A 14,798-nucleotide genomic window follows, 5' to 3' on the forward strand; every position below is an offset into this window, starting at 1 on the left:
CTTACAATTCCAAAAAGTTTTGAATCAGCTTTGAACCGGCTTTTGAAGAACGTTCCGGGTGGAACTGTACGCCGTAGTAATTGCCATTCTGAATCGCGGCACTAAACGGGTTGCCATACTGACACTGAGCAATGGTGTAATCCCCCACCGGCATCGCAAAGCTGTGTACAAAGTAGAAGTACTCACCTTCTTCAATGTCTTTAAACAGCGGATGTCCCGGTGTCGCTGACACTGTGTTCCAGCCCATGTGCGGCAGCGGCAGGTCACCGGTTTGCATCAGGCGGACTTCGCCAGCGACCAGGCCAAGACAGTCAACAATCTCATCGGCCTTCTGACCTTTTTCTTCCGACAGTTTGCCCATCAGCTGCATGCCCAGACAAATACCGAGCATCGGCTTTTCAACTTTCTTGACCAGCTCAATCAGATTGCGCAGCTCCAGGTTTTGCATCGCTTCACTCGCGGTGCCTACCCCGGGCAAAAACAGTTTGTCTGCAGCCAGCACCACAGCAGGATCTTTGGAGATGGTCACGGCATAGCCGAGACGTTCAATCGCAAAGCGCACGGAAGATACGTTGGCACAACCGGTATCAATGATAACGACCTTCTGACTCTGGCTCATTACAGCACCCCTTTACTGCTCGGCAGCTCATTGCCTTGCACCTGGATTGCCTGGCGCAGTGTACGTCCGAAGGCTTTGAACAAGCTTTCGATGATGTGGTGATCGTTCTCACCCGCTGAAGACAGGTGCAGCGTGCACGCCAGAGTGTCAGTCAGAGAACGGAAGAAGTGATACACCATTTCAGTCGATAAGTCGCCCACCTGAGGACGGCTGAACTCAGCATCAAACTTAAGGTAAGGACGACCAGACAGATCCAGCGCACACTGGGCCAGACACTCGTCCATCGGCAGACTGAAACCAAAACGACCGATACCGCGTTTGTCGCCCAGCGCATCTTTCAATGCCTGACCCAGGGCCAGTGCTGTATCTTCAACCGTGTGGTGATCATCAATGTGCAGATCGCCGACCACTTTCAGTTTCATCTGGAAGCCGCCGTGCGTGGCAATTTGATCCAGCATGTGGTCAAAAAAGCCCAGACCGGTTTCAATCTGGTTACCGCCGGTTTCATCCAGGTTGACCGCCACCTGAATATCGGTTTCTTTGGTCTTGCGCACCACTTGAGCGGTACGCGCTTTTACCGTCAGGTCTTTAACGATTGCCGGCCAGCCCATGGTTTCCGGATTGTATTGGATACCGCGAATTGCCATGTTTTCAGCCAGTTGCAAATCCGTCGCACGGTCGCCAATCACAACAGAGCGTTTGAAATCCACCCGGCCGCTTTGCAGGTACTCTTTTACCATACCCAGTTTAGGCTTACGGCACGAGCAGTTGTCTTTCTCAAAGTGCGGGCAGATTAGCACATCGTCAAATTTCACACCCTGCGATGCAAAAATGTCCATCATCATATTGTGCGGCGCATCGAAATCTTGCTGCGGATAGCTGTCAGTGCCCAGACCGTCCTGGTTAGTCACCATCACCAGACGGTAACCGGCATCTTGCAACGCCAGCAGGCTCGGAATGACATAAGGCTCAAGTTGCAGTTTATCTAAACGGTCAACCTGAAAATCAACCGGCGGCTCAACAATTAAGGTGCCATCACGGTCGATAAAAAGAATTTTTTGTTGATTGCTCACGGGAATGTCCTTTTCTTAACGGCAGCGCCGCTGGCGCTGCCACACTCATCAAAGATCAGTGTTCATTAATTATCGATTACTGGTAATAATTGCGAATAAACGCGACGGTTTTTTCACACTCTTCCCGGTTACCCACTGAAATGCGTACGCAGTTTTCAATCGGTGAATTGCGCAGAATGATGCCGTGGTCCCAGGCAGCTTTAAACAGCGCATCGCCATCCGGGAATTTCACCAGCAGGTAGTTACCCCAGCCTTCAAATACGGTGATACCTTCAATCATCTGCAGGCCCACCTGCAGATAAGCACGGTTGGCATTGAGATCCAGAACCTGGAACTTAGCACGAGCCAGACCGGCTTCAGACAATGCCTGCACCGCGATATCGGCGACCGGTACCGGTACCGGATACGGCGCAATCACTTTCAGCAGTACATTAATCAGCTCTTCATTCGCCAGGGTGAAACCACAACGCAGTCCTGCCAGCGCAAACGCTTTTGACAGCGTGCGCAGAATCGCCAGATTTGAGTACTGCGCCAGCAGATCAACTGTCGATGCTTCCGGACAGAAATCAATATAAGCTTCATCCATCACGACAATGGCACGGTCTTTGGTCATGTCCAGCAGCTTAACGATATCAGCGCGGTTCACCAGGTTACCGGTCGGGTTGTTCGGGCTGCAGACAAAGACCAGTTTGACGTTATCCAGATTGGCTTCGATCGCATCCAGATCCAGCTGCCATTCAGCCGTCAGAGGCACGACTTTTCGCTCAACACCGATTGTCTCAGCGCTGATCGCGTACATACCATAAGTCGGCGGGCAGTAAAGAATCGCGTCTTCATTCGGTTCACAAAAAGCGCGAATCAGCAGCTCAATGCCTTCATCGGCACCGCGTGAGGTCAGCACCTGGTTACCCTTTACACCAGCGTAGGCCGCATAAGCCTCGATAAGTGCCGGCGGCTGACAATCACTGTAACGGTTAAGACGGGTAAAATCCGTTTTATACTCGTTGTCGAATGGCGATTCATTGGCATTTAGCCAAACATCACCACTACCGCCGATGCGGCGCGCTGACATATAAGGTGTCAGTGCCTGAACTTGTTTACGAGCGAGTTTTTCCATGATGATTACGCCTTTTGTAACTTTTCAACCCGGATGGTGACTGCACGTCTGTGTGCATCCAAACCTTCCGCATTTGCCATTGCAACCACTGTCGGAGCGAGAGCCTGAAGACCATCTGCACTCAGTTCCTGTACCGTCATACGTTTGCTGAAATCCGCCAGACCAAGGCTGGAGTACGTACGGGTATAGCCGTATGTCGGCAATACGTGGTTAGTACCGGATGCATAGTCACCCACAGATTCCGGTGACCAGTCACCGAGGAAAATAGAGCCAGCATTATCAAGCAGAGGCACCAGTTTCGCGCGGATTTTTGGTCTGAACAATCAAGTGTTCCGGACCATAGTAGTTAGAGATAGAGACCGCCTGAGTCAGGGACTCGGCAATAATAATCAGGCTCGATGCCAGAGCTTTCTCAGCAATTGCAGAGCGGGAAAGCTGCGCTAACTGCTTTTGCACCGCATCAGTGACCTGATCAGCGATAATAGGTGACGGCGTCACTAAAACCACTTGCGAATCAGGGCCGTGTTCTGCCTGGCTGAGCAAATCTGCCGCGATAAAGTCCGCATCAGCGGTTTCATCGGCGATGACCAGCACTTCCGACGGGCCGGCCGGCATATCGATCGCCGCACCACGGAAATCATTGCTGACCTGACGCTTGGCTTCTGTAACGTAAGCGTTGCCAGGGCCGAAAATTTTATCCACTTTAGCCACAGTTTCTGTGCCGTAAGCCATTGCTGCAATCGCCTGCCCGCCACCAACGTTATAAACTTCATCGATGTTACACAGTTTTGCGACGTATAAGATTTCATCGGCAATTGGCGGTGGTGAGCAAAGCACCACTTTACGGCAGCCTGCAATTTGTGCAGGCACACCCAGCATCAGAACCGTTGACGGCAGCGGCGCACTGCCGCCCGGAATGTACAGGCCCACTTTGTTGATCGAACGGGTGACCTGCTCACAAACCACGCCTGGCATCGTTTCCACTTTAATCGGTTGTGGCTTCTGCGCTTTGTGGAATTTAGCAATGTTGGTGTAAGCCTGCTCCAGAGCCTGTTTCATCTCGTCAGTCAGACGTTCGGAAGCTGCATCAATTTCTTGCTGGGAAACACGGATCGATTCCGGCTTCACGCGGTCAAATTTTTCAGTCAGTTCCAATAATGCGGCATCGCCACGGGCACGGACCTGACCAATCACTTCTGAAACAGCAACCGTAATGTTTGCTCCTTCAGCGATTGCCGGACGCTGCAGAATAGAATCCTGCTGCTCTTCACTTAATGATTGCCATACAACGGTTCTCATGGCGACTACTCCATAATTTTTTCAATCGGTAGTACAAGGATAGAACTTGCGCCCAGAGCTTTCAGTTGTTCCATCGTTTCCCAGAACAGGTTCTCAGAGCTCACCATGTGTACGGCGACTTTAGTTTTGTCTTCAGACAGAGGCAGAACCGTTGGGTCTTCCGCACCCGGCAGCAGAGACTTAACCTGAGCCAGTTTGTCAGCCGGAGCGTGCAGCATAATGTATTTCGATTCTTTCGCCTGCTGAACACCTTGCATACGCGCCAGCAGTTTCTCGATCAATGCCACTTTATCCGCTGCAAAATCACCGTCACGCTGAATCAGAACCGCTTTTGATTCGTAGATGACTTCCACTTCTTTCAGGCCGTTGGCTTCCAGAGTTGCACCAGTCGATACCAGGTCAGCAATCGCATCAGCAAGGCCAGCGCGCGGAGCAACCTCTACAGAGCCAGTCAGCATACAGGTGCTGAAATCAATGCCCTGCTTGTCCATGTAAGACTTCAGCAGTTGAGGGTAAGTGGTTGCGATGCGCTTACCACGCAGATCCTGAGGACCGTTGTAAGGCATTTCTTTATCGATAGCGATAGACAGACGGCAGCCGCCAAAATCCATACGACGCAGTGATACGTAGTTGCTTGGCTGGTTCAGAGCCTGGCGGTCAAGGCAGGCTTCTTCCAGAACGTTCTCACCGACAAAACCAAGGTCAACCACGCCATCCATGATCAGGCCCGGGATATCGTCATCGCGAACCAGCAGCAGGTCGATTGGCATATTTAGTGAGTGAACCACCAGACGCTCACCCATGATGTTAAATTTAACACCGCACTTTTTCAGTAGTTCCTGGCACTCTTTGCTCAGGCGACCTTTCTTCTGAACGGCGATTCGTAGGCGTTGTGTCTGCATTACATGATTCCTTTGTAAGATATTGAATTTATTTCAGATTTATCTGAGCCAGATAGAAAAAAACCCTCGAGAGATTTGTCTCCCGAGGGTCTGATTTCTGAAAATTTTTTCATATAACCACCGGGAGAGTCCTGCCTCCCGGGTATGCGTACATCTCCCGAAAGACTGCTTAGGGATGATGGTGATGATGAATATTCATTACAAAATTACGCATACTATTTACTTCTGAACTGGTTAACTTGATTGGTTTCAACACTAACTAAGCTCGAAGGAATTTGCAACTGCTAATTGCATTTTTTTTCCGGCTACAGGTTAAATGGCATGAAATACCCTAGCCCCCTCCGAAGAACGACGTCATTTCTGCTGATAGTACCGGCACTACCGATAATGTCGAACTGATGAGTTACTACCCGGCCATCACTTTAAAATAACAATTGCACAGCAACCAACTTCACAAAAAAACGTGTCTGAGCGATAGCTTTCTCATATATAAGACAACTAATCCCCCCCTAATCAGCCCAGAAGCACTACGGTTATATGGAGTCTTGTTTAACAAGGTACGAAGCTGTGAGCACCCATGTCGATGCGTTATGCCCGAATGATTACAAAACTCTGGAGCTGATTGGCAGTAGCTCGAGTATGGCAGACATACGCAACAAAATCTCCAAATACGCCGCCAGTGATGCCGAAGTACTGATCCAGGGTGAAACCGGGGTTGGGAAAGGGCTGTGTGCCAAACTGATTCACTCACTGTCCGCACGAGCCCAGTATCCGTTTATTGAGGTCAATTGCGGCTCCATAGCCAGTGGGCTTATCGCGTCCGAAACTGTTTGGCCATCAAAAAGGAGCCTTTACCGGCGCCATCGCCGATCACATTGGTTATATCCAGCGTTCTAATCACGGAACTCTGTTTTTGGACGAGATCGGTGACATGCCCTCTGATTTGCAGATTCACCTGCTGCACTTTATCGAATCTAAAAAGATGCAGCGTCTGGGATCTGACAATTCGGTCTCCGTTGATTGTCGTATTATTGCCGCCAGTCACGTCGATCTCAAACAAGACATCATTCAGGGCGGTTTCCGCGAAGACTTATATTACCGACTCAATATCTTGCCGCTGTATATTCCGGCATTAAGAGAACGTAAGGCAGATATTCCTGATTATGCCCAGTATTTCCTCAACGTCTTGAGCGACGGCAAGAAAAAACACCTCAGTAAACCCGTGGTCGATTATCTGACCCGCCACTCATGGCCTGGGAACGTGCGTGAGCTGAGAAATGTTATTCAGCGGGCCATTATCATGTGCGGAGACAAAAACATCACTATTGCGGATTTGGGGCTGGAAATTGCGGATCGGCAAATGCTGCCGGTATCCGACACCATTGATTCTGATTACCTGCTGCAGGTCATCAGTGACCACAAGCATAATATGAGTGCTGCAGCGCGCTATATGGGAATATCACGCACGACTCTTTATCGCTTATTGAAGAAATATAATTTACAGAAATAGGCAGATTGGTGCGAGCTCTGAGTAATGTCCGTTTATAGCGCTTTCAGAGCCCCCCGGCACAAATAAAAAACTCCGCGCTTGCGGAGTTTTTTATTCACCTGACCAGTTTTTATAAACCCGCTCAGGTTTACCGAACAGCCACCTGGTTATCAGGCAGTTTTCAGGCTGGCCATTTTGGCACGAGATAACGTCACAAAGGCAAAACAAACCGCAATAAATACAGCCGTTGCTGCTGCCAGAGACAGGAATACCGATGCTGTCATACCCAGTACGACAAAACCAACCGCCGAAACCCCAGCTACAGCCAGTGAGTAAGGCAACTGAGTCGAAACGTGGTCGATATGGTTACAGCGCGCACCGGTAGAAGACAGAATCGTGGTATCTGAAATTGGAGAACAGTGGTCACCAAATACAGAACCCGCCAGAACCGCACTCAGCATAGGCAGCATTAACGCAATGTCTGTCGCACCAGCCATATCACCGGCAATCGGTAACATGATACCGAAGGTACCCCATGATGTACCGGTTGCGAATGCCATAATGCCCGAAAGCACAAACAGGATAACCGGCAACCACTGCGAATCAATATTACCCTGCACCAGAGACGACAGGTAAGCGCCGGTCTTCATATCACCGATCACCGCACCAATCGTCCAGGCAAAGATAAGAATCAGGATGGCACCAAACATCGATTTTGCGCCAATCCACAGTGTCGCGCCAATTTCGCTGACCGCAATCCCCTGCTTCACGACGGTAAACAGAGCCACTACAAGGCCAACCAAGCCGCCATATATCAGTGAAGTACCGACATTCGTGTTCTCGAACGCACCCAAGATATTGAACGCAGTACCCTGTTCTGACAATGACAGACCACCGGTCCATAACATCGCACCAATCGTGGCGATCACCAGCGCAACTATCGGAAAAATAAGGTCAGAGACTTTACCGTTTTCACTTTCACGAATATCCAGATCGTCATTCAGATCACGAGCCTGGGCATCCGCATCCGAACCTTTCCCCATAGACGCGGCAATTTCGTGCTTGCGCATCGGACCGATATCCATCTGGAACCAGACCACAACAAACACCATGATCAAGGCAAAGATCGCGTAGAAGTTCATCGGCACCAGACGCAGATAAGCCCCCAGCGGAGAATAGTCGCTGATACCGTGAGAAAGCAAGATACCGCTGATAATGGTCATGATGTAAGCACCCCAGCTTGACGCTGGCATGACAACACACATCGGGGCAGCGGTCGAATCAAGAATGTAGGCCAGCTTTGAGCGCGATACATTAAAACGATCCGTCACAGGACGCGAGATAGAACCAACGGCGAGGCTGTTAAAGTAATCATCAACGAAGATGAATACGCCGAGAAATGCCGCCAGCAACTTAGCACCACGTTTGCTTTTAACCCTAACCTGGGCCCACTCGGCAAACGCGCGGGTACCACCTGACAGAGACAACAATGCCGTCATCATGCCAAGCAGCAGAAGGAATCCGACGATACTCATATTCCAGGTGTTCAGTCCGCCGTCTTCGACAAATACGTTTGAGACTTTTTCACCGATGTAACTCAATGCTCCACCCACTGAATAATCAGCCAGTAAAAGCGCACCCAATATAATACCGACACCCAGTGAAACCAGAACACGGCGCGTTACGATCGCCAGCGTCAATGCCACCAGAGGCGGAAGTACAGAAAAAGGTGAGGTAGCAAAATCAATTAAATTCATGATCTTCAAAAACCAGTAATAAATGGCTAGAGATCTACTGCAGACAAACCACACGAACTAACGCGTAACTTATGTTGAACTAAGCGAAAGGGAAGCGAACACTTCACCCAACCCTACAGTAGCGCTCCATAGTTTAAGGAAAAAATAGACTATGGCAGTGTTGTCCCTATTCGCTGACAACCCCAGCCAGACGCATTGACAGGCGTGCTGACTTCGGCGATATCACCTTTTGTCATGACTCACTGGCATCACCCTAATCATGACTACTTATCGATATCGCGCCTCTACATCGAAACCAGGACAAACATCTCTGTTAAGCAGTTGTAACAGATTCTCGTCCCGAACTTCGCATCAGGTGTGCGCTATTGTACTTATGATAATTATCAATGCAACACATCCTGTTACTCAATTTTACTCACAAAAGGTTGAAATGCATTTCATTGCTGAGACCCATTTCATACAATTATGCAATGAATATCACTTCGCTTATTTGCTTTTGTGCGACAAATTTCTCCTTTTAACCAATTCAGCGAATAAAACCATAAATAAGATAAGGGTGAAGCGGGGTAATAAATTGCCCACGGCGCAGATATTTTATTTTTACAAATATTTTTCTTAATATTACACTTTCATTGTTGCCAGAATAAATCGCTGGGTTTACTATTGAACTGTTAAAAGAATTTATTTCATAGGAATCGGTAATGTCGGAAATTACAAAAACTCTGTTGAATATTCGCAGCCTTCGTGCGTACGCTCGTGAATTGACTGTTGAACAACTTGAAGAAGCACTGGATAAATTATCTACTGTTGTTGAAGAGCGCAAAGAAGCGGAAGAAGAAGAAACGTGCAGCACGTGAAGCTCAAGACGCTAAATTAGCAGCTATCGCTGAGCAAATTGCAAAAGACGGCATTGATGTTGATGCTCTTATTACCGCACTTGCTGGCGAAACTAAAACAAAAACTAAAGGCAAACGTGCTCCTCGCCCAGCGAAGTATAAATACATGGACAACGGTGTAGAGAAGACCTGGACAGGCCAAGGTCGTACTCCATCTGTTATCCAGCAAGCTCTGGACGAAGGTAAGTCTCTGGAAGACTTCGCACTTTAATAGCTTATCTTTTAAAAAGGCTCCCATATTGGGGGCTTTTTTGTTATTGATATAAATATTTATGTGCTACAGAATGAACATGAAACCGCTTACAGATTTAGCACAGGCCGCTGTTAGATTTTGTTACAGTGAATGGCTTAAACAATAAATCAACATGCTTTCCATAATTTAACCTAATAACAAATAAAAGCATCAACTCAGAATCAGCAAGCGGCGCTGTCGTTGATTTTCACCCCCGCAGGTAAATAAAAAAACACTGCCAAATTGGCAGTGCTTACAGATTCGAATCAAGTTTATAGGCGCAATCAAACCTGGATCACTGATGAGCCGCGATTAACGTTCCCAGTATGCTTCTTCAAGGCTATCTTCACGCTCAGGCAGACCACGAGACAAGCGCGGCGAGTGCTGAACCAGGACTTCATAGCTTACCCGGTTAGAATATTTACACACCTGGGAGAAAGAAGAATAAGTCAAAAACTCATGCTGATGCTTGCTGGAGTTAGGAACATTCTCTTTGTGATACTTATTCGCCGCCATATCGTGTAACAACGCCGACAAAGCCGCATCCCCTGCTCCATTAGTATTTTTTATTTTCTCTGGCCCACCCATATAAGGCGCAATATGAGAATAAATACGAATTGGATTAATACAGCTGACCTTACTTGCCGGGCGACTGAACTCATAGCGGTTAAATTCTGGAATAGAACCGGGTAACAGCGGTAATGACGTTTCACGTTTACTGGATTCTTCCGTATAGCCTGCCATAAACAAGCCGACAGGGCCCGCAGTACATAACACCAGGTCAACCCAGTCCAACGCTTTATCCGAAGCGGCAAGCGGATCGCTTTCGCCAGTCAGAGCTTGCGCTTCATCTTCATTCATGGCTAAAACAGATACGTGGTCATTCAAGAAACTGCTGCCAGAATGCTGGATCGTCCTGAATAACAAATTTAGTTCCTAACGTCAGCACCACAGGCACGTCATATTTTTTAGCGTATTCTATCGCTCGCATGGTTGCTGCGGGCATAGGATCGCCCTCTTTACAACGCACTAAATAAGCTGTCAGTACTAATGCGGAAGCACTTTTAAAAATCTTTTCCGGGATATTATCCGGACTGAGCTGATTCATCTGACCTTCGCTAATCGCAAAAGTTCGCTCACCATCTTCAGTAATTAACGCAAAACAGCGGCCGATCGCGCCGTCTACGCCCTGAAGGTAATTCAAATCCATACGACTGGATGTATTACACAGATAGCGGTATCCGTAGCTGCCGATCTTTATATCCTGACTCATCACCCCTAATAGCGTTGAGCGGTCATCCGCTAATACCGAATAATTATGAAGAGTGTTACCTATGGTTCCACCTGCATATTCATTGGTAATCAATTGCTCAGACTTCAACTCGTTATATAGAGCTTCTGCAATCTCATCACTTATCACCAGAGAATGGCCTTTGCTCAGCCCATAACGCTCAATCAGGCCGGTATCGACTTTCGCTTCAATATCAACCAATGTCTGATCAATACCAATAATATGGGTACGTGACATTTTTTTACTTTCTTGTGCTTGAATCACAAGCGGGTCACGGGCATGAACCGGGAAATAGTGTTTGGATTTGCGTTGGCCGGGAAATTTCATAACGTCAGTATAGGCTCGGATGGAAAGGATGCGCGATTCTACCCCGCGCCCAATGTTGCGGCAACTCACACAATTATAGCAAACGTTTGCAATGATGATATTTTTAGCAGTAGCAAAAATAATAACGATTGCACTCTGAGCTGCGCTATTTCAACACCGAGATGATGGCAATGTCCTTATATTATTCGCTGTTTTACATCCCTAACTTTCATGATGTTTTTATAGAGCACACTGTTCTCATAAAACCGCCCTGATAAAAATGATGGCGGTCGCAAAAACTTGTTTGAAACAACGACAGAAAGCGTCTGAGTGAAGTGTGATTCGAGTCGCGGATCTGTCCTCAAAAAAATCTTTCTGTTAGAATCTGCGTCCTAGTTAATTAAGTGGTGTTTAGTCATGTCAGAAAACCGCAACGCAAACAGCCAAAAGAAAGTTATTGTCGGCATGTCAGGTGGCGTTGATTCCTCCGTTTCAGCTTATCTCCTGCAGCAGCAGGGCTACCAGGTCGAAGGCCTGTTTATGAAGAACTGGGAAGAGGATGATAACGAAGAATACTGCACTGCTGCCGAAGATCTTGCTGATGCTCAGGCGGTCTGTGACAAACTGGGTATCTATCTGCATACCATCAACTTCGCAGCAGAATACTGGGACAATGTGTTCGAGTATTTCCTGGAAGAGTACAAAGCCGGCCGTACCCCGAACCCAGACATTCTTTGTAACAAAGAAATTAAGTTCAAAGCCTTCCTGGAATTCGCAGATGAAGTGCTCGATGCAGACTACATTGCGATGGGCCACTACGTGCGCCGCACTTTCCCTGAACAGGGTGAGAAACCTCAGATGCTGCGGGGCCTGGACAGCAATAAAGATCAGAGCTACTTCCTGTACACGCTGAGCCATGAGCAAGTCGCACGCAGCCTGTTCCCGGTTGGTGAACTGGAAAAACCGGAAGTACGCCGTATTGCTGAAGAGCAAGGGCTAATCACAGCGAAGAAAAAAGACTCAACCGGTATCTGTTTCATCGGTGAGCGCAAATTTACCGATTTCCTTTCTCGCTATTTACCTGCTCAGCCGGGTAAAATCGAAACACCGGAAGGTAAGGTCATCGGCGAACACCAAGGTCTGATGTATCACACCCTGGGTCAGCGTAAAGGCCTGCATATCGGTGGTCTGAAAGACGGTTCTGAACTGCCTTGGTATGTAGCAGAAAAAGATCTGAAACGTAATGTGCTGATTGCCGTTCAGGGTGCCGATCACCCACTGCTGAAATCAGAGGGTTTAATGGCTTCCCAACTGCACTGGGTAGATCGCGAAATCATCACAGAAACCAACACGTTGCACAGTGAAAACCCGCTACCGTCAGGCTGATATACCATGTACTATCATCCCTGTTGATGACAGTAATATCAAAGTTATGTTTGATGAGCCGCAGGTTGCAGTGACTCCGGGCCAGTCAGCGGTATTCTACCAAGGCGAAGTTTGTCTGGGTGGCGGTATCATCGAAGAGCGCATCGTTTAGGCATTCAGGACTTAGTCAACTTTAGGAGTATTTACGTGGCTAACACAAATTACGACCGTACCATCGCTTTTGCCGGTATTTGCCAGGCCGTTGCCCTGGTTCAACAAGTAGCAAAAAACGGTTCCTGTGATTCAGACGCGTTTGAAACTTCTCTCAAGGCCATCTTATCTACCAACCCTGCCAATACACTCGACGTATTTGGCAGTGAGGCGAATTTAAAAGTCGGCCTGGAGTGTTTAGTCAACGGAATCGACAGCACGCCTGCAGGCAGCGAAGTGACCCGCTACATCATCAGCCTGATGGCACTGGAGCGTAAACTGACTCAGCGCCGCGATGCCTTGTCTCAGCTTGGGGATCGTATCCAGATGATTGAACGTCAGGTGGAGCATTTCGATCTGCTGGATGATCAGATGATCAGCAACCTGGCCAGCGTTTATCTTGATGTCATCAGTCCAATCGGCCCGCGCATTCAGGTCACCGGTACACCTGCGGTACTGCAGCAAACCGGTAATCAGCAGAAAGTGCGCGCGCTGTTACTGTCGGGTATCCGCTGTGCAGTGCTGTGGCGTCAGGTCGGAGGCAAACGTCGTCACCTGATTTTCGGACGCAAGAAGATGGTTGAGCAGGCTAAAATCCTGTTAGCCAGACTGTAAAGATTGATTCATTAGCTCGCGCTTCGTCGCGAGCTAATTTTTTTCCGGTTGCTGTCAGGTTTAAATTGCCGAACTTAGTGTAACCAGAAAACGTTTTTTTAAACTGAAACCAATCCAGCGCAAACGATTGCGCAATGTTCGTGACAATTGCCACAGTTATTGGTATAAAGCACACGAAATTTAGAAACTCAATTCAGGAGAACCCCATGGAACTGTCAGCATTGACTGCTGTTTCACCAGTAGACGGCCGTTACGGAAGTAAGACTATTGCACTACGCAGCATCTTTAGCGAGTTTGGCCTACTAAAGTACCGCTCTATCGTTGAAATCCGTTGGTTACAAAAGCTTGCAGCGACAGATGCGATCAAAGAAGTACCAGCATTCAGTGCAGAAGCGAACCAGTTTCTAGATGAGATCGCGGCAAACTTCAGTGAAGAAGATGCAGCACGCATTAAAGAAATCGAGCGCACCACCAACCACGACGTAAAAGCGGTTGAGTACTTTCTGAAAGAGAAAGTGGCGGGCGTTTCCTGAACTGCACGCGGTGAACGAGTTCATTCACTTCGCATGTACTTCTGAAGATATCAACAACACGTCTCACGCTCTGATGCTGCAAGAAGCGCGTGAAACTGTGATCCTGCCTGAGATTCGCAACATCATCGATGCGATCCGCAAACTGGCAAACGAATACCGTGACATCCCTCTGCTGTCTCGTACTCACGGCCAACCGGCTTCTCCGTCAACCATGGGTAAAGAGATGGCTAACGTCGCTTACCGTATGGAGCGTCAGTACAAGCAGATCGAGAACGTTGAAATTCTGGCTAAGATCAACGGCGCTGTAGGTAACTACAACGCACATATGTCAGCTTACCCAAGCATTGACTGGCACCAGTTCAGCGAAGAGTTCGTGACTGAGTCTCTGGGTGTAACCTGGAACCCGTACACCACTCAAATCGAGCCACACGACTACATCGCAGAGCTGTTTGATGCGGTTGCTCGTTTCAACACCATCCTGATCGACTTCGATCGTGACGTATGGGGCTACATCGCTCTGGGTCACTTTAAGCAGAAAACTATCGCCGGCGAAATCGGTTCTTCAACCATGCCGCACAAAGTTAACCCAATCGACTTTGAAAACTCAGAAGGTAACCTGGGTCTGGCGAACGCAGTATTCAACCACCTGGCGCAGAAACTGCCAATCTCACGCTGGCAGCGTGACCTGACAGATTCAACTGTGCTACGTAACCTGGGTGTCGGTGTGGGTTATGCTATCATTGCTTACACTTCGACTCTGAAAGGTATCAGCAAGCTGGAAGTGAACCGTGATGCACTGCTGAAAGAGCTGGATCAAAACTGGGAAGTTCTGGCTGAGCCTGTACAAACCGTTATGCGTCGTTACGGTATCGAAAAGCCATACGAGAAGCTTAAAGAGCTGACTCGTGGTAAGCGTGTTGACGGCGAAGCGATGCGTAACTTCATCGATGGCCTTGAACTGCCTGCTGAAGAGAAAGCACGTCTGAAAGAGATGACGCCGGCAAGTTACATCGGTTACGCAATTGAACTGACTGACAAGCTTTAATCTTAAAGCGAAAATGTCAAAGGGTAGCTTCGGCTACCCTTTTTGTTGA

Annotated in this window: 6 protein-coding genes, 6 pseudogenes, 1 riboswitch and 1 other annotated feature; of the genes and pseudogenes, 5 read left to right on the forward strand and 7 right to left on the reverse strand. The window is 48.3% G+C overall.

Going from position 1 to position 14,798, the window contains the following annotated elements:
- Position 1 precedes the first annotated feature (1 nt).
- The 5 genes and pseudogenes from hisH to hisG form a co-directional block, all read right to left on the reverse strand.
- On the reverse strand, positions 2–619 hold the full coding sequence (gene hisH / locus ABDK09_17055) for an imidazole glycerol phosphate synthase subunit HisH (GenBank protein ID XAW88730.1): 618 nt from the start codon (positions 617–619) through the stop codon (positions 2–4).
- A complete protein-coding gene (gene hisB, locus ABDK09_17060; protein XAW88731.1) occupies positions 619–1,692 on the reverse strand; it encodes a bifunctional histidinol-phosphatase/imidazoleglycerol-phosphate dehydratase HisB in 1,074 nt (357 codons plus the stop codon). Before hisB ends, hisH begins: the two co-directional genes overlap by 1 nt.
- 76 nt (positions 1,693–1,768) lie before the next feature.
- Positions 1,769–2,809 (reverse strand): histidinol-phosphate transaminase, encoded by a 1,041-nt coding sequence (hisC, locus tag ABDK09_17065; protein ID XAW88732.1) that lies wholly within the window; start codon positions 2,807–2,809, stop codon positions 1,769–1,771.
- Between the two features lie 5 nt (positions 2,810–2,814).
- Positions 2,815–4,108: pseudogene (gene hisD / locus ABDK09_17070) on the reverse strand (histidinol dehydrogenase).
- Between the two features lie 5 nt (positions 4,109–4,113).
- Positions 4,114–5,010 carry an ATP phosphoribosyltransferase gene (hisG, locus tag ABDK09_17075; GenBank protein ID XAW88733.1) on the reverse strand — a complete coding sequence of 299 codons (897 nt, stop codon included), beginning with the start codon at positions 5,008–5,010 and terminating at the stop codon, positions 4,114–4,116.
- A 54-nt stretch (positions 5,011–5,064) separates the two neighbouring features.
- Positions 5,065–5,201 (reverse strand) — a sequence feature (His leader region).
- Positions 5,202–5,649: 448 nt separating this feature from the next.
- On the opposite strand from hisG, the pseudogene ABDK09_17080 reads away from it, so the two are divergent.
- Positions 5,650–6,520, forward strand: a pseudogene (locus ABDK09_17080) (sigma-54 dependent transcriptional regulator).
- Positions 6,521–6,669: 149 nt separating this feature from the next.
- On the opposite strand, the gene ABDK09_17085 reads toward ABDK09_17080, so the two are convergent.
- Complete coding sequence (locus ABDK09_17085; protein XAW88734.1) at positions 6,670–8,256, reverse strand: Na+/H+ antiporter NhaC family protein; 1,587 nt, start codon at positions 8,254–8,256, stop codon at positions 6,670–6,672.
- Positions 8,257–8,367: 111 nt separating this feature from the next.
- Positions 8,368–8,551: riboswitch (Lysine riboswitch) on the reverse strand.
- Positions 8,552–8,957: 406 nt separating this feature from the next.
- Here ABDK09_17085 and ABDK09_17090 point away from each other — a divergent pair.
- Positions 8,958–9,363, forward strand: a pseudogene (locus tag ABDK09_17090) (H-NS family nucleoid-associated regulatory protein).
- Positions 9,364–9,696: 333 nt separating this feature from the next.
- On the opposite strand, the pseudogene ABDK09_17095 reads toward ABDK09_17090, so the two are convergent.
- Positions 9,697–11,002: pseudogene (locus ABDK09_17095) on the reverse strand (inosine/guanosine kinase).
- 396 nt (positions 11,003–11,398) lie between these two features.
- Here ABDK09_17095 and mnmA point away from each other — a divergent pair.
- The 3 genes and pseudogenes from mnmA to purB all read left to right on the forward strand — a co-directional run bounded on the left by mnmA (position 11,399) and on the right by purB (position 14,749).
- Positions 11,399–12,518 (forward strand): annotated as a pseudogene (gene mnmA / locus ABDK09_17100) (tRNA 2-thiouridine(34) synthase MnmA).
- Positions 12,519–12,553: 35 nt separating this feature from the next.
- Positions 12,554–13,171 carry a high frequency lysogenization protein HflD gene (hflD, locus tag ABDK09_17105; GenBank protein ID XAW88735.1) on the forward strand — a complete coding sequence of 206 codons (618 nt, stop codon included), beginning with the start codon at positions 12,554–12,556 and terminating at the stop codon, positions 13,169–13,171.
- A 206-nt stretch (positions 13,172–13,377) separates the two neighbouring features.
- A pseudogene (gene purB, locus ABDK09_17110) lies at positions 13,378–14,749 on the forward strand (adenylosuccinate lyase).
- Positions 14,750–14,798 lie beyond the last annotated feature (49 nt).

It is taken from the genome of Vibrio sp. CDRSL-10 TSBA (assembly GCA_039696685.1).
Taxonomy (GTDB): Bacteria; Pseudomonadota; Gammaproteobacteria; order Enterobacterales; family Vibrionaceae; genus Vibrio.